Here is a 14922-nt window from a genome sequence, read left to right on the forward strand (position 1 = left end):
GCTTAACCTGAACGCCAGCACCACGGCCCCGGAGAAGCTACTTCCCGGTAGGCGGCGGCAGACGCTTCCGGCCGAAGGCAAAGTAGCTGCTTGGACCGACAAAATTGACCAGCGTGACCAGCCGCCAGAACTTCTTGGAGCCGCGGATCTGCTCTGCCGGACGGCGGGAAATGTCGCGCTGGGCGGCCACGAGGTAAGCCAGCTGCGCCGCGCCCACGATCACCGTTCCAAAGCGTGCTGCCGGGGGCATGTCCTTCCAGGATTTCTTCTTCTTTTTCACTGCGGCTCCTTGTGGTTTGTAACAGGCCCGCTGATGACGGTGGGCCGGTCAGGGCTTGTGATCGGTGAAGGGCTCCAGTCGCTCTTTCTGTTCCGGGGTCAGCCTCAGCACCCGTCCTGTGGCTTCGTCGACGAAGGCGAGGTGGCTCGACGCCTTCACACAATCCTCGCGAGTAACCGGATCCTGCACAAGGTAATGGATGTCGAAGCTGGCGCCCTTCACAGCGCCGACCCATACCTGCACGACCGCCGGGACATTCCGGTACTCCAGGGTCTTCACGTACCGCACGCGGTGATCCACCACCAGGGCCATGACGCCCTCGGCGATGTCATTGAAGAGCGCGACGTGCGGTTCCACTCCGGGCAGCCCTGCGCCGCGCGGCGGCCCGAACGCGGCAATGCGCGCTTCCTCCAGCATGCGGACAATCTGCACATTGTTGATGTGCCCGTAGGCGTCCATGTCGCCCCAGCGCATCGGCACGAGCACCTCGATGCGCCGGGGGTCCGGGCGGCCTGCGGGGTTCCGCCCGCTCAGCTGTGCACCGCCGTCGAATCGTCGACGGGGGTTTCCTCCACGTCAGCGCCGGCAAACTGGGACCTGTACAGACGGTAGTAGGCACCCTCTGCCTCGAGAAGGGCCTGGTGGTCGCCCTGTTCCACAATCTTGCCGTTCTCCATCACCAGGATGGTGTCGGCGTCGCGGATGGTGGAGAGTCGGTGGGCGATGACAAAACTGGTCCGGTCAGTGCGCAGCGCCGCCATGGCCTTCTGGACGAGGAGCTCGGTGCGGGTATCCACGGAGCTCGTGGCTTCGTCCAGAATCAGCAGCGACGGGTTGGCCACGAAGGCCCGGGCGATGGTGATCAGCTGCTTTTCGCCGGCGCTGACGTTGTTGCCCTCCTCGTCGATAACCGTGTCGTAGCCATCAGGCAGCGCCCGCACGAAACGGTCCACGAACGTGGCCTTGGCCGCCGCCATGATTTCTTCCTCGTTGGCGTCCAGCTTGCCGTACCTGATGTTGTCGTAGATGGAGCCGCCGAAGAGCCAGGCGTCCTGCAGCACCATGCCCACCTTGGAGCGGAGCTCGGCCCGGCTGAGCTGCGTCACGTCCACCCCGTCCAGCGTGATGGCACCCGAGTTGAGCTCGTAGAAACGCATGACGAGGTTCACCAGGGTGGTCTTGCCGGCGCCGGTGGGGCCGACGATCGCCACGGTGTGCCCGGGCTCCGCGGTGAACGACAGGTTCTCGATGAGCGGCTTGTCCTCCGTGTAGCTGAAGGTGACGTCGCGGAATTCCACGTGGCCGTCGGTCTTGGCCGGCAGGTGCTTCGTGGCGGTTTCGGCGTCCTGCTCGTCCGCGTCCAGGAACTCGAACACACGCTCGGCAGAGGCCACGCCGGACTGCAGCATGTTGGCCATGCCCGCCATCTGGCCCAGCGGCTGGGTGAACTCGCGTGAGTACTGGATGAATGCCGTGGCGTCGCCCAGACTCATGCTGCCGGACGCCACGCGCAGCCCGCCCACCACGGCGATGCCGACGTAGCTGAGGTAGGACACGAACTGCATGACCGGGAAGATGATGCCTGAGACGAACTGCGCGCCGAAGCTGGCCTTGTACAGGGCGTCGTTGCGCTCCTCGAACCGTTCCAGCATGTCCGCGTCGCGGCCGAAGACCCGCACCAGGTCGTGGCCGGAGAAGGACTCCTCGATCTGGCCGTTCAGCTGGCCGGTGTTCTTCCACTGCGCGGCGAACAGTTTCTGGCTGCGGGAGCCGATCACGCCCGCCGCCACGCCGGACAGCGGGAGGGCAATCAGCGCAATCAGGGCCAGCTGCCACGAGACGATGAACATCATGATCACGATGCCCAGGACCGTCAGGACGGAGCTGATCAGCTGCGCGAACGCCTGCTGCAGCGCCTGCTGGACGTTGTCGACGTCGTTCGTCACGCGGGAGAGGACGTCGCCGCGCTGGCGCGTATCAAAGTAGTTCAGCGGCAGCCGGTTGAGCTTCTTCTCGGTGTCGTCGCGGAGCTGGCGGATCACCTTCATGACGATCCGGTTCAGCACGTAACCCTGCAGCCACAGGAAGATGTTCGCCACGAAGTACATAAGGAGTACCGCGGAGATCAGGACCGTCAGCTTCTGGAAGTCGATGCCGGTGCCGGGAACCAGTTCCATCCGGGAGATCATGTCCGCGAAGTTGTCCTGGCCCTGCGCCCGCAGGCCGTCGACGAACTGCTCCTTGCTGACTCCGGCCGGGAGCTGCTTGCCTACGACGCCGCCGAAGATGACGTCCATGGCCTGCCCGAGCACCTTGGGGGCAATGACGTTGAGCACCACGGACACGATGACCATGGCCACCACGATGTAGATGCCGACGGCCTCCGGCTTGAGCAGGCCGAGGAGCCGCTTGGCGGAGGGCCAGAAGTGCTCTGGCTTCTTGGCCGGCATCGCGCCGAACATGCCGCCGTCTGCCTCCGTGGGTTTGTACTCCTCCTCGATGAAGTCGTCGTCCTCGAGCTCCGGGGCTTCCGCGGCTGCGTTCAAACGGACGCCTTCCTCGGTATCCCCGCGCAGGGACCTGTTGTCGGCGTTCATGCCACTTCCTCCACGCTCAGCTGGGACTCAACGATTTCCTGGTAGGTGGGCGACGTCTCGAGCAGTTCATCGTGCGTGCCGCGGTCCACGATCCGGCCGTTGTCCAGCACCAGGATCTGGTCCGCCTCCGTAATGGTGGAGATCCGCTGCGCCACGATGATCACGGTGGCGTCCGCCGTGGTGTGCTTGAGGGCGGCGCGCAGCCTTGCATCGGTGGCGACGTCCAGGGCCGAGAACGAGTCGTCAAAGAGGTAGACCTTGGGCTTCGTCACCAGGGCCCGGGCAATGCACAGGCGCTGACGCTGTCCGCCGGAGACGTTGGTACCGCCCTGGGCGATCCGGGACGCCAGCCCGTTCTTCTTCTCTTTCACGAATCCGTCGCCCTGTGCCACATGCAGCGCTTCCCACAGTTCTTCATCAGTTGCCTCGGGTTTGCCGAAGCGCAGGTTGTGCTCGATCGTTCCGGAGAACAGGTAGGGGCGCTGCGGCACGAGGGCCACGCGCCTGGTGATCTCGGCGCGGTCCAGCCTGCTCACGGAGACGCCGTCAAGCAGCACCTCGCCGTCGGCCACGTCATAGAGGCGGGGCAGCAGCGACAGGAGTGAGGTCTTTCCGGCGCCGGTGGAGCCGATGATCGCCACCGTTTCCCCCGGGCGGGCCGTGAAGCTGATGTTGCTCAGGACGGGGGCTTCCGCGCCGGGGTAGGCGAAGGTGACGTTGCGGTATTCCACCACGCCCTCCAGCTTTGCCGGGATCTGCGGCTGCTCTGGATCATGGATGGAGGGCTCGACGTCGAGCACCTCGCCGATGCGGTCGGCGCAGACCGACGCACGCGGAATCATCATCGCCATGAACGTGCCCATCATCACGGCAATGAGAATCTGGAGCAGGTACTGCAGGAAGGCGGTCAAGGCGCCCACCTGCATGTCGCCGGAGTCCACCCGCTGCCCGCCGAACCAGAGCACGGCGGCCGTGGACAGGTGCAGGATCATGCCGATGGCCGGGAACATGAGCACGAAGAGCGCGCCGATTTTCAGGGAAACGTCCGTCAGTTCCTTGTTGGCCTCCCCGAAGCGCTCAGTCTCGTACGGCTCGCGGACGAAGGCGCGGACCACCCGGATGCCGATGATCTGTTCGCGCAGCACCTGGTTAATCCGGTCGATCTTCTTCTGCATGGACCGGAAGAGCGGAATGAGACGCACAACAAGGTAGCCCACCACTACAATCAGGACCGGCACCGAGACCCAGACCAGCCAGGACAGGTCGATGTCCTCCCGCAGAGCCATGACGATGCCGCCGATGCACATGATGGGCGTGGAGACCATGAAGTTCAGACCCATCAGGACCAGCATCTGCACCTGCTGGACGTCGTTGGTGCCGCGGGTTATCAGGGTGGGTGCGCCGAAGGTGTTCACGTCCTTGGCGGAGAAGCTCGTTACTTTCCGAAAGACGCCGCGGCGCAGGTCGCGTCCCATCGCCATCGCCGTCTTGGACCCGAAGTACACGCCGGCGATGGCGGTGCCCACCTGGAGGAAGGCCACCAAAAGCATCACGCCGCCGGTGCGCCAGATAAAGTCGGTGTCGCCGCGGGATACACCTTCGTCGATGATCTGCGCGTTGAGGCTGGGCAGGTACAGGGCGGCGATGGTGGACGCCAGTTGAAAGGCGATGACGGCCAATATGTACGGCATGTACGGCTTGGCATAGCGCCGGATGAGGGTGACAAGCATGCCCACGGGTCCTTAGGGAGAGAGCGCGAATTGGGTTGGGAGAAGTTGTAGCAGCCGGGGCTGACAGCATTAGCCTTCCAACTGTACGAAATCCGTTGCCCAAGCGAAACATCGCCGGCGAAGATCATCCCTGGGGAGTACGCCCGCCAAACGGCCACAAGCCAAGCGCGAACTGGCAGCTATTCCCCTCAAAATCGTGATGTGGGGGCATTAGCTGCCAGTTCGCGCTGTGGTGTAGCGGTTGGAGGAGGGTGGCGTGCGGCGGTTAGGCGTCCAGGTGGGTGGGGGCGAACATCTTGAGCAGGGTTTCGACGACGACGACGTTCGGGCCGTCCGCGGCGAACCCCGCCTTCAGCGCGTCCCCCACATTTTCCGGGGCCACCCGCGTGGCCGGCACACCGAAGGCCTCGGCGAGCTTCACGAAGTCCGGCCGCGCGAGCTCGGTGGCCGTGGCTTTGCCGAACGCGCCCACCATGTATTCGCGCAGGATGCCGTACCCGCCGTCGTCCACGATCAGCCAGGTGACCGGTACGTTGTGCTGCCTGGCGGTGGCCAGTTCCGAGATCGAGTACATGGCGGAGCCGTCGCCCGACACCGCCAGGACACGCGCGGAGGCACCTGACCTGCCGACGGTTTCCAGCCCCACCGCTCCCCCGATGGCCGCAGGGAAGCCGTAGCCCAGTCCGCCGGCGCCCTGGGCGGAATGGAACTGGCCTTCGCGGGAGTCCCAGCAGCTCCAGCCCCAGTAGGCGGAAATGGTCATGTCCCAGAAGGTCTGCATGTCCGCGGGAACGGCATCGCGGATATCGGCCATGAACGCCAGTTCCTTGCGGAGGTCCTGGGATTCGAGACGCGCCCGGACTTTGGCCAGGGTCTCGCGCACCAGCTCCTCCGGCGATACCCCGTGCCAGCTGCGGGTGGTTTCGGCGGGCTCAACCACCAGGGCCTCGTCCAAGGCGGCGAGCGCTTGCCCGGCGTCGGCGCGGATGCCCAACCCGGGCCGGTTCGATTCGAGCACGCGGGGTTCGGCGTCGATCTGGATGATCCGGCCGCGCGGTTCGAACGTGAAGTAGTTGGACGTGACCTCACCGAGCGATGAGCCGATCACGATCAACACGTCGGCATCCTCGAGGACGTCGGTCACGTAGCGGTCCTCGATCCAGGACTGCAGCGACAGCTCGTGATTCCAGGGGAACGCGCCGTTTCCGCCGGGAGTGCAGATCACCGGGGCGCGCAGCTTCTCCGCGATGGACAGGAGCGACTTCTCGGCCCGGCCGCGGCGCGTGCCGCCGCCGGCAATGATGGCCGGACGCTCCGCAGCCGACAGCCATTTAACGGCTTCGCGGACCAGCTCAACGCGCGGCGGGTTGTCGGCGGCTTCGGCGAGCGCGTCCTCCACCGGGGGGACCATGATGGGATCGAGCAGGACATTCTGCGGTATTTCGAGCCAGACGGGGCCCTGCGGCGAGGAGATGGCTTCGGTCCAGGCATCCTGAATGGCCGAAGGAATGCCGGAGGCATGCTGGATCAGGCGCTGGCTCTTAGTGACATTCGCGGCCGAGGCCTTCTGGTCATCGAGTTGGTGCAGCATGCCCTTCCGGCGCGCCCCCAGCCCCTCCAGCGGGATCTGGCTGGCGATGACCACCATCGGCACGCCCGTGGCGTAGGCCTCCTGCAGCCCCGCGAGGGACATCAAGGCTCCCGGACCGGTGGACAGGAACAGCACGCCCACCTCGCCAGTAGCCCGCGAATAGCCGTCGGCGGCGAAGGCACTGTTGTTCTCCACGCGCGACGACACGAAGTGCAGGTTCCCGCGGCCCATGGCGTCGAACAGGCCCAGCGCGTGCTGGCCCGGAATGCCGAAGACGGTCTTCGCGCCCAGCGCCTCGAGGGTTTCGACGACGAGATCCCCGCCGTTGCGGACGCCGGTCACCGCGAGGCCACAGGATTGGCGAAACCGGCGGGACGCCGGGATTCCTGGCCCAGCGACTGGGAGGCGTAGCCGGTGTCGGCCCCGAAGCGGTCCCCTTCGACGGCGTTGTCGGCCATGAGGGTAACCAGTTCATAGGCGACGTGGCTGGCGGCGACGCCGGTAATTTCGGCGTGGTCGTAGGCAGGGGCAACTTCGACGACGTCAGCCCCCACAAGGTTCATGCCACGGAAGCCGCGGATGATCTCAAGCAGTTCCCGGCTGGTGATGCCACCGGCTTCCGGGGTGCCCGTTCCCGGAGCATGGGCGGGGTCAAGGACGTCGATGTCCACCGAGATATACAGCGGGCGGTTACCGATGCGGTCCCGGACCTTGGCCACTGTCTCGAGGACGCCCTGGTAGTAAACGTCGGCCGAGGTGACGATGCCGAACCCGAAGCGGTGATCGTCGTCGAGATCCTTCTTCCCGTACAGCGGGCCGCGCGTACCGATGTGGCTGATGGCCTCGGTGTCGAGGATGCCCTCCTCCACAGCCCGGCGGAAGGGCGTGCCATGGGTGTACTCGGCCCCGAAGTACGTGTCCCACGTGTCCAGGTGCGCATCGAAGTGGAGCATGGCAATTGGGCCGCCGGCTCGCTCCGCGGCAGCGCGCAGCAGCGGCAGCGCGATCGTGTGGTCCCCGCCGAGGGTCAGCAGCTTGCTGCCGGACGCGGTCAGGTCCAGGGCGTTCTGCTGTACCGTCTCGATAGCCTCGTTGATGTTGAACGGGTTCACGGCCATGTCCCCGGCGTCCGCCACCTGGCAGTTCTCAAAGGGGCTGACATCCCAGGCGGGGTTGTAAGGGCGGAGCAGACGGCTGGCCTCGCGGACGTGGTTGGCGCCGAATCGGGCACCGGGGCGGTAGGAAACACCGGAGTCGAAGGGGACGCCGACCACGGTGATGTCCGCCTTGGCCACCTGGTCGAGGCGGGGCAGCCGTGCGTAGGTGGCGGCTCCCGCGTAGCGGGGGATTCGGGATGAATCGATGGGGCCAAGGTTGCCGTTGGCTTCGATGCGCAGCTCTTCCAAAGGAACGCCTCTCCTTCGAGGATGAAAGGTGGGTGTGACAGCCATCATACACTCGAAGTTGTCTAATGCGCATCATATGTTTACACCGGCAGCGAGGTTGCGGATGGGCTCGCCGGAATGCCGGGCCCGCCGGATCAGGGTCACGGATAGAAGGGAATGCCTACCGACTGGCGGCCGGAACGAGCACCCACAGCACTTCAACGGACTGGTCCGTGGGGTTCATCCACGTGTGGGGTTCGCGCCCCGGGAACGTGACGGTGTCGCCGTCGGAGAGTTCATACTCCTCATTGGTGAGGATGAGCCTGATCGTGCCTTTGATGACATGCAGGACGTCGACATCGCAATCCACGGCATAGAGCTCGGACTCGCCGCGCCCCCGGGGTTCGATAACGGCCTGGATGATCTGGACGCGCCGCTCAGACCGGGCGGTCAGCAGCCGCTCGACGATCCCCTCCCCACCCAGGGAGATGCGGGGGCCGGCGTCGCGCTTTGTCAGGTGGGTCTCGGGGGCAGCGAACAGATCACCGATGGAGATGGACAGCACCTGGCACAGGGTGACCAGCGAGGCGACGGACGGCGAAGTCAGGTCCCGCTCAACGCGGCTGAGGAAGCCCTTGGTCAGCCCGGTGGCATCCGCCACCTGTTCAATCGTGAGCCGCTGCGACTGGCGGGCGGCACGGATTCTTGAACCGATAGCAACCGGAACATTGCTCGGCTCAACTGGAAGTGCCTTCATTCACGAACCTTTCACGGCCGGCCGCTCGGCCCCATCTTTGGAGCCATACTAGCGGCCCGCTGCCGATCTGAGGCCGCAGGCAGCACGTCACATGCTATTGCGTCTTGACTGTTACTCCGATCACAGCCTACGCTATTTAGCAACAACTGTTGCCTACAAAGCAACAAGCGTTAATCCCCAGTACTTCCTTTCAGCGCAGCCCAATCCGCGTATCCCCAATACGCTCCCCCGGATTGCAGTAGTAGCTGCCAGAGCTCCAAGGAGCCCCAACATCATGGACGCAAACTTCGTCAACATCGCCATCGTGGTGGCATATCTGGCCGCCATGCTGGCCTTCGGCTGGTGGGGCAAGTCCCGCACCCGAAACAACAGCGACTTCCTCGTGGCAGGCCGCCGCCTCGGACCTTTCCTCTACACCGGAACCATGGCCGCCGTCGTCCTTGGAGGCGCCTCAACCGTGGGCGGCGTCGGCCTCGGCTACAAGTTCGGCATCTCCGGCATGTGGCTCGTGGTGGCCATCGGGGCCGGCGTGCTGGCGTTGAGCCTGCTCTTTGCCGGCACCATCCAGAAGCTGAAGATCTACACCGTCTCCCAGATGCTGTCGCTCCGCTACGGCAGCCACGCCACCCAGACGTCCGGCATCGTCATGCTGGCGTACACGCTGATGCTCTGCGCCACCTCCACCGGAGCCTACGCCACCATTTTCGTGGTGCTCTTTGACTGGGACCGGGCACTGGCCATCGCCGTGGGCGGCGGCATCGTGCTGGTCTACTCCACGATTGGCGGGATGTGGTCCATCACCCTGGCCGACCAGGTCCAGTTCGTCATCAAGACGGTGGGTATCTTTATCCTGATGCTGCCGTTCACCCTCAACGCCGCCGGCGGCCTTGACGGGATCCGCAGCCGCGTTGACGCCAGCTTCTTCCAGATCGACGGCATCGGCCTGCAGACCATCATCACCTACTTCGTTGTCTACACTTTGGGCCTGCTCATCGGCCAGGACATCTGGCAGCGTGTGTTCACGGCGAAGACGCCGAAGGTCGCCCGCTGGGGCGGTGCCACGGCCGGCATCTACTGCATCCTCTATGGTGCGGCCGGCGCACTGATCGGCCTCGGCGCCCGCGTCGCCCTGCCCGACATCGACGTCGCCGCCGAAGGCAAAGACGTCGTTTACGCGGAGGTGGCTCAGAACCTGCTGCCCATCGGCATCGGCGGCCTCGTGCTCGCCGCCGCCGTCGCCGCCATGATGTCCACGGCGTCCGGCGCGCTGATCGCCGCCGCCACCGTGGCCCGCGCCGACGTCCTCCCGTTCGTGGCCAGCTGGTTCGGCAAGACGATCAACACCGACGACTCAGACAACCCCGAGCACGACGTCAAGGCAAACCGGCTCTGGGTGCTGGGACTCGGCATCGTGGCCATCCTCATCGCCATCATCACCAAGGACGTCGTGGCGGCGCTGACCATCGCGTACGACATCCTGGTGGGCGGCCTGCTCGTCGCCATCCTCGGCGGCCTCGTGTGGAAGCGCGGCACGGGTGTCGCCGCTGCGGCGTCGATGGCCGTCGGTTCGGTGATCACCCTGGGCACCATGATCGTCCTGGAAATCAACGCCAAGGCACCGCTGGACGGAATTTTCGCCAACGAACCGATCTACTTCGGTCTGCTGGCCTCGGCCGTGGTCTACGTGGTGGTCTCGCTGCTGACCAAGCCCACGGATCCGTCGGTGATGAGGAACTGGTACCGGCGCGTGGCTGGACAGGAATCCGAGGAAGTGCCGATTCCCGTCACGGCGCCCTAGCCAGGCGACCCAGCCCCGGGGGTTGAGCCGGGCTGCTTTAGCAACCGAAACGCCCGACGGCGGTGCCTTCCCCTGGTGGGGAACGCACCGCCGTCGGGCGTTAACGTCGGGGGTCAAGACAGACTGGTTATGGCTCGTATTCCTCGTCCTCGCGGAACTCGTCGGTGTCCAGCGCGACGACGCGTTCGTCGCTGTCAACGGCTTCCGGCGCGGTGGGAACGACCCTCTCCTCGGAATCAAGGAACTCGTCTTCGGCATCCCAGTCCTCGTCCACCGGTACATCCTCGGCGAAGTCGTAGGCGGGATCAGATTCGATGGTGCGGCGGACAGGCTCGGGGATTGATCCGGTGGTGTTCATACTGCAGACCTCCGTGTGATTGGACTTCCGTGCCCTCCGTCAACGAGGCACGTTTTCATCAGATCACCACCCATGCAGGGGGTCAAGAGCCGGGCCGGAGGCAGCACAGAGAGCCCCACCGGGGCGGCAGAATTACGGGATCCCTAAAACTTACGCTGAGGAATACCGGCCGAAAAACCGCGGATTTGCGGGGTAAGCTGGGCAAGCAATGGGGCAGAACCATGTCTCATCCAGCCCAGGAGTCCCCGTGTCTCAGCCCGCAAAATCTGACCATCACAGTGCAGCCGCCGCCCGCGCCACCCCGGACGCAGCGGACATCAAACGCTGGCGCCAGTACCTGGCGGACGAACGTGCCGAGGCCGCCGTCTACCGGGACCTCGCCCAGAACCGGTCCGGCGAAGAACGCGCCATCCTCCTCGCCTTGGCAGCGGCCGAAGGCCGCCATGAGGCGCACTGGCTCAAGCTGCTCGGAGAGCATGCGGGCAAGCCCCGCCGCGCCTCCGCCCGCAGCCGGCTGCTGGGCTTCCTTGCCCGGCACTTCGGATCCGTTTTCGTGCTTGCCCTGGCGCAGCGCGCCGAGGGACGCTCCCCCTACACCCGCGAGCCGTCGGCCACACCCGCCATGGCCGCGGATGAACAGATCCATGAGGAAGTGGTGCGCGGTCTTGCCACCCGCGGACGCAACCGGCTGGCAGGGACCTTCCGGGCTGCGGTTTTCGGAGCCAACGACGGGTTGGTCAGCAATCTGGCACTTGTGATGGGCATGGCCGCAACCGGTGTGGCCAGCTCGGTGGTGCTGCTGAGTGGCATTGCGGGCCTGTTGGCGGGTGCCTTCTCCATGGGCGCCGGCGAATTTGTCTCCGTCCGCTCCCAGCGTGAACTCCTTGCCGCCACCCGTCCCACGCAGGTGACACTGGCGGCCGCGCCCCAGCTCGATATTGAACACAACGAGCTCCTGCTGGTGTACCTGGCCCGCGGCATGTCCCGCGAGGCCGCCGAACACCGGGTGGCCGAGCGGATGGGGCTCTTCAGCTGCGACTGTGATCCGAGCCTCTCGCTGCGGCCTGAGCTCCCCCAGCCCCAGGATGAGCACGAGGCAGTTGGCACGGCCTGGGGCGCAGCGCTGTCCAGCTTCTGCTTCTTTGCCTCCGGCGCGATCGTGCCCATCGTTCCCTTCCTTTTCGGCATGACAGGCATTGGTGCGCTCGTGACGGCCGCCGTCCTGGTCGGCATGGCACTGCTGGCGACCGGCGGCGTCGTTGGCCTGCTGTCCGGAACGTCGCCGCTGACCCGTGGCCTGCGCCAGCTGGCTATCGGCCTGGGCGCCGCGGGCGTCACCTACCTGCTGGGAATGGTCTTCGGCGCGGTGATCGCCTAGTGCCGGACAACGGGCACCGGAAGCACGCGCGCCACGCGGGGTCGGGCCAGGCCGCCCGCAGCTTCATCCGGAACCTTGTCCTGATATCCGCCATCGGGTGTGGCGCCTTCCTGGCCGCAGGCCTCGCCTATAACGATCCGCGCCTGGCGGGCCTGCTCGAGTTCCGTCTCGGAGCCGGGGAGGAGAACCCCGCCGCCGATTCCGGAGAGACCGGCGGGGCGCACGAAGCCGGCCACGCCGGGGAACCGGGGGAACGGGGAACCGACAGCCGCGCGGCGGACGCCCCGCCGCCGGGTGTCGAGGAAGCGGACGCGCCGCTCGGCACGCCCCAGGCCCCGCCCGTAGCGAGCAGTTCGTACGCGTTCTTGGCCACGAACGACGACGGCACTCCCGTGGGATTCTCACCGTGCCGGCCGCTGCACTATGTGGTGAACGATGAGCTTGCCCCGGCGGGTGCGGCCGGGCTGGTCCATGAGGCCATCAAGACGGTGTCACGCGCGACGGGCATCCGCTTCATCAATGACGGCTCCACCGACGAACAGCCTTCCGCGGAGCGCGACCCGTACCAGCCTGAGGCTTACGGGGAACGGTGGGCACCGCTGTTGATCAGTTGGACCACGCCGGAGGCAGCCCCCAAGCTCAAGGGCCAGATCATCGGCACCGGGGGCAGCACACATTACAGCTATGGCGACGGCCCAAAGAGCTTCGTCACCGGAAGCCTGGAGCTGGACGCGCCACAGATCGGCGTTGAACTGAACCGGCCGGACGGGCCCGCTTATGCCACCGCCGTCATCCTGCATGAACTCGCGCACGTCATGGGGCTTGAGCACGTGAACGACCCTGTCCAATTGATGTACCCGGAAATCGGCACGCCGGACGGTCTGGCCGCCGGGGACCTCAACGGCCTGCAGGCGCTGAGCCAGGCACCGTGCCGGAAGGACCTCTAGGACTCGAGGACCGCGAGCGCTTCGTCCACGGCATCCACCAGGAAGATCCGCTCCTCCATCGCCCGCCCGGCGGCGAGGCTCCGCAGCATGGGCCACGTGGGATACCGGCGCTCCCAGTGGTCCCGGCCCACGAGCACCATGGGCGTCAGGGTTTCGGGCGCACCGTAGTAGTTCTCGCATGCGTCCTGGAAGATCTCCTGGACGGTCCCCGCCGCGCCGGGCAGGAACACGATTCCGCCGTTGCACAGCTCCAGCAGAATTGCCTCGCGGACGGCGTTGGCGAAGTACTTGGCGATGCGGGTGGCGAAATAGTTGGGCGGTTCGTGGCCGTAGAACCAGGTGGGGATGCCCACCGATGCCGTTCCGCCCGGATAACGCTCGACCACGGCGGCCGCCGCGCGTGCCCACGAGGACACCGAGGGCCGGAAGCCGGGGACGGATGCCAGTTCAGCAAGGACAGCCCGGAACTCCTCATCGGGCGCTTCACTGAGGTAGGCGCCCAGGTTGGCCGCCTCCATTGCCCCCGGCCCTCCGCCGGTGGCCACCATCCGCCCGCTGCGGGCCAGCAGCCTGCCCAGGGCAGCGGCGTCGGCGAAGCCCGCGGTTCCCCGCTGCGCCGCATGGCCGCCCATGACCCCGACGATCGTGCTGCCCCCGTCCCTGGTTGACCGGACCAGCTCGTCGAGGGCGTCGCCGATGGCGTGGTCATGCAGGGCAGCAGCGAGCGTGGCGTCGAGGCGGTGACGCTGGCCGGGCCGGATGCTCCACTGGTACACCAGAGCGTCCGGTGTTTCCTCATACGGCGTGTCCTGAATTCCGGCGTAGAGCTCCTGCGGCGTGTAGAGCTCCGAGCGGTAGGCATCAAACGGCACTCCGGTCAGCTTCGGAAAGATCAGGGCGCCGCGACGGCGGAGCGCTTCTTCCACCCCCGGGTCGAACGTGCAGCCCAGGAACACCGCGCCTTCGGCGTCCATGGCCGCCAGCGCAGCGGCCCGGCCGCGCAGGTCCAGGGACTGAGCGTGCCAGCCGTGCATGGTCTTCGCCCCGTCGCTCACCAGCCGGTCGAATCCGGAGAGGCTCTCGACCTCGAGGGTCCGCGGGCTCGGGTTCAGGCTGCCGGAGGGATTCATGATGCCAGCCTAGCGAGCCCGAACGCTGAAGTGCCCCGCAGCCGGGCTGCGGGGCACTTCTGTTGTTCTCCCTGCTGGTCCGGATCAGGAGGCCTGATCAGGAGGCCGGGTCAGGAGACTGTCTTACCAGGAGACTGTCTTACCAGGAGACTGTCTTACTAGGAGACCTGGAGGCCTCCGTTGATGTCATACGTGGCGGCGGTGATGTAGCCGGAGTCCTCGCCCAGCAGGAAGGAGATGAGTGCAGCCACTTCCTCGCGGGTGCCGACGCGGCCCATCATGATGCCTTCGGACATCTGGGCTTTGCGCTCCTCGGTCAGCGTGCCGCCCATGATGTCGGTGTCGATCGGGCCGGGGGCGATGGCGTTGACCGTCACGCCGAACTCGCCCACTTCGCGGGCCAGGGCCCGTGTGAACCCGATGATGCCGGCCTTGGAGGCGCTGTAGGCGACCTTGGAGTACGTGCCGCCGCCACGCTGGGCCGAGATCGAGGAGATGCTCACGATCCGGCCCAGCCTGCGCTCGATCATGCCCTTCAGCACGCGCTGGGAGACAACGAAGGTGCCGCGCATGTTGATTGCGAAGACCTTGTCCCATTCCTCCACGGTGGTCTCCATGAAGGGTGTGGGCGAGCTGATGCCTGCGAGGTTTGCCAGTGCCACGATCGGCGGCAGCGTTTCCTCGATCTCGGTGATCGCCCGGTCCACGGACTTCGCGTCCGAGACGTCGGCGCCCACGCCGATTGCCTTCACCGCGCGGTTGGAGCCGATTTCGGCCGCCGCCGCCCTCGCATCCTCGGCGTTGATGTCCAGGATCGCGATGGACCAGCCTTCGCTGGCCATGCGGTCAGCAGCTGCGCGGCCGATGCCGCGGGCGGAGGCCGCACCGGTCAGGACGACGGTGCGTTCTGCGGGGAAGGACGTGGTTGAGCTCATTGCAGGTATTCCTTAGCTGGTATTAGCCGGTTCTTG

The 14922-nt window shown here is 66.0% G+C and carries 13 protein-coding genes; 3 read left to right on the plus strand and 10 right to left on the minus strand.

All coding sequences use genetic code 11. The features are described 5' to 3' along the window. Positions 1-37: 37 nt before the first annotated feature. The 7 genes from ACIP90_RS17605 to ACIP90_RS17635 form a co-directional block, all read right to left on the minus strand. Complete coding sequence (locus tag ACIP90_RS17605) at positions 38-280, minus strand: hypothetical protein (protein WP_400580854.1); 243 nt, start codon at positions 278-280, stop codon at positions 38-40. 48 nt (positions 281-328) lie between these two features. Then, the gene (locus ACIP90_RS17610; protein WP_400580855.1) at positions 329-754 is read right to left on the minus strand and encodes an acyl-CoA thioesterase; all 426 of its coding nucleotides are present in this window, start codon (positions 752-754) and stop codon (positions 329-331) included. A 56-nt stretch (positions 755-810) separates the two neighbouring features. After that, on the minus strand, positions 811-2742 hold the full coding sequence (locus ACIP90_RS17615; RefSeq protein WP_400580888.1) for an ABC transporter ATP-binding protein: 1932 nt from the start codon (positions 2740-2742) through the stop codon (positions 811-813). A 131-nt stretch (positions 2743-2873) separates the two neighbouring features. Next, complete coding sequence (locus ACIP90_RS17620; protein WP_400580856.1) at positions 2874-4607, minus strand: ABC transporter ATP-binding protein; 1734 nt, start codon at positions 4605-4607, stop codon at positions 2874-2876. Positions 4608-4872: 265 nt separating this feature from the next. Continuing rightward, positions 4873-6540, minus strand: coding sequence for a thiamine pyrophosphate-binding protein (locus ACIP90_RS17625; protein WP_400580857.1), 1668 nt, complete (start codon positions 6538-6540; stop codon positions 4873-4875). Then, the gene (gene speB, locus ACIP90_RS17630) at positions 6537-7604 is read right to left on the minus strand and encodes an agmatinase (protein ID WP_400580858.1); all 1068 of its coding nucleotides are present in this window, start codon (positions 7602-7604) and stop codon (positions 6537-6539) included. Before speB ends, ACIP90_RS17625 begins: the two co-directional genes overlap by 4 nt. A 160-nt stretch (positions 7605-7764) precedes the next feature. Beyond that, positions 7765-8340, minus strand: coding sequence for a helix-turn-helix domain-containing protein (locus ACIP90_RS17635; RefSeq protein ID WP_400580859.1), 576 nt, complete (start codon positions 8338-8340; stop codon positions 7765-7767). A 274-nt stretch (positions 8341-8614) separates the two neighbouring features. Between ACIP90_RS17635 and ACIP90_RS17640 the strand changes: the two genes are divergently transcribed. Then, positions 8615-10138, plus strand: coding sequence for a sodium:solute symporter (locus ACIP90_RS17640; protein WP_400580860.1), 1524 nt, complete (start codon positions 8615-8617; stop codon positions 10136-10138). A 127-nt stretch (positions 10139-10265) separates the two neighbouring features. On the opposite strand, the gene ACIP90_RS17645 is transcribed toward ACIP90_RS17640, so the two are convergent. Beyond that, entirely contained in the window at positions 10266-10496 is a 231-nt protein-coding gene (locus ACIP90_RS17645) for a hypothetical protein (RefSeq protein ID WP_400580861.1), read from the minus strand. A 208-nt stretch (positions 10497-10704) separates the two neighbouring features. Here ACIP90_RS17645 and ACIP90_RS17650 point away from each other — a divergent pair, with 208 nt between their 5' ends. After that, positions 10705-11874, plus strand: a complete 1170-nt coding sequence (locus ACIP90_RS17650; protein WP_400580862.1) for a VIT1/CCC1 transporter family protein — start codon at positions 10705-10707, stop codon at positions 11872-11874. Continuing rightward, positions 11874-12821 (plus strand): matrixin family metalloprotease, encoded by a 948-nt coding sequence (locus ACIP90_RS17655; RefSeq protein WP_400580863.1) that lies wholly within the window; start codon positions 11874-11876, stop codon positions 12819-12821. Before ACIP90_RS17650 ends, ACIP90_RS17655 begins: the two co-directional genes overlap by 1 nt. Here ACIP90_RS17655 and ACIP90_RS17660 read toward each other — a convergent pair. Both ACIP90_RS17660 and ACIP90_RS17665 read right to left on the minus strand, forming a co-directional pair. After that, entirely contained in the window at positions 12818-13951 is a 1134-nt protein-coding gene (locus ACIP90_RS17660) for an LOG family protein (RefSeq protein WP_400580864.1), read from the minus strand. The two genes, ACIP90_RS17655 and ACIP90_RS17660, sit on opposite strands and share 4 nt — an antisense overlap. Before the next feature lie 158 nt (positions 13952-14109). Beyond that, positions 14110-14886: an SDR family NAD(P)-dependent oxidoreductase gene (locus ACIP90_RS17665; RefSeq protein WP_400580865.1), complete on the minus strand. Its 777-nt coding sequence runs from the start codon at positions 14884-14886 to the stop codon at positions 14110-14112. Positions 14887-14922 lie beyond the last annotated feature (36 nt).

It is taken from the genome of Arthrobacter sp. NPDC093139 (genome assembly GCF_044754165.1).
In the GTDB taxonomy this organism is placed as follows: Bacteria; Actinomycetota; Actinomycetes; order Actinomycetales; family Micrococcaceae; genus Arthrobacter.

Bases quoted from the DNA above. Each gene is read 5' to 3' on its own strand.
- ACIP90_RS17610 (WP_400580855.1), bottom strand. From the start codon at position 754: ATGCGCTGGGGCGACATGGACGCCTACGGGCACATCAACAATGTGCAG.
- ACIP90_RS17615 (WP_400580888.1), bottom strand. From the start codon at position 2,742: ATGTTCGGCGCGATGCCGGCCAAGAAGCCAGAGCACTTCTGGCCCTCC.
- ACIP90_RS17620 (WP_400580856.1), bottom strand. From the start codon at position 4,607: ATGCTTGTCACCCTCATCCGGCGCTATGCCAAGCCGTACATGCCGTAC.
- ACIP90_RS17635 (WP_400580859.1), bottom strand. From the start codon at position 8,340: ATGAAGGCACTTCCAGTTGAGCCGAGCAATGTTCCGGTTGCTATCGGT.
- ACIP90_RS17640 (WP_400580860.1), top strand. From the start codon at position 8,615: ATGGACGCAAACTTCGTCAACATCGCCATCGTGGTGGCATATCTGGCC.
- ACIP90_RS17645 (WP_400580861.1), bottom strand. From the start codon at position 10,496: ATGAACACCACCGGATCAATCCCCGAGCCTGTCCGCCGCACCATCGAA.
- ACIP90_RS17650 (WP_400580862.1), top strand. From the start codon at position 10,705: ATGGGGCAGAACCATGTCTCATCCAGCCCAGGAGTCCCCGTGTCTCAG.
- ACIP90_RS17660 (WP_400580864.1), bottom strand. From the start codon at position 13,951: ATGAATCCCTCCGGCAGCCTGAACCCGAGCCCGCGGACCCTCGAGGTC.
- ACIP90_RS17665 (WP_400580865.1), bottom strand. From the start codon at position 14,886: ATGAGCTCAACCACGTCCTTCCCCGCAGAACGCACCGTCGTCCTGACC.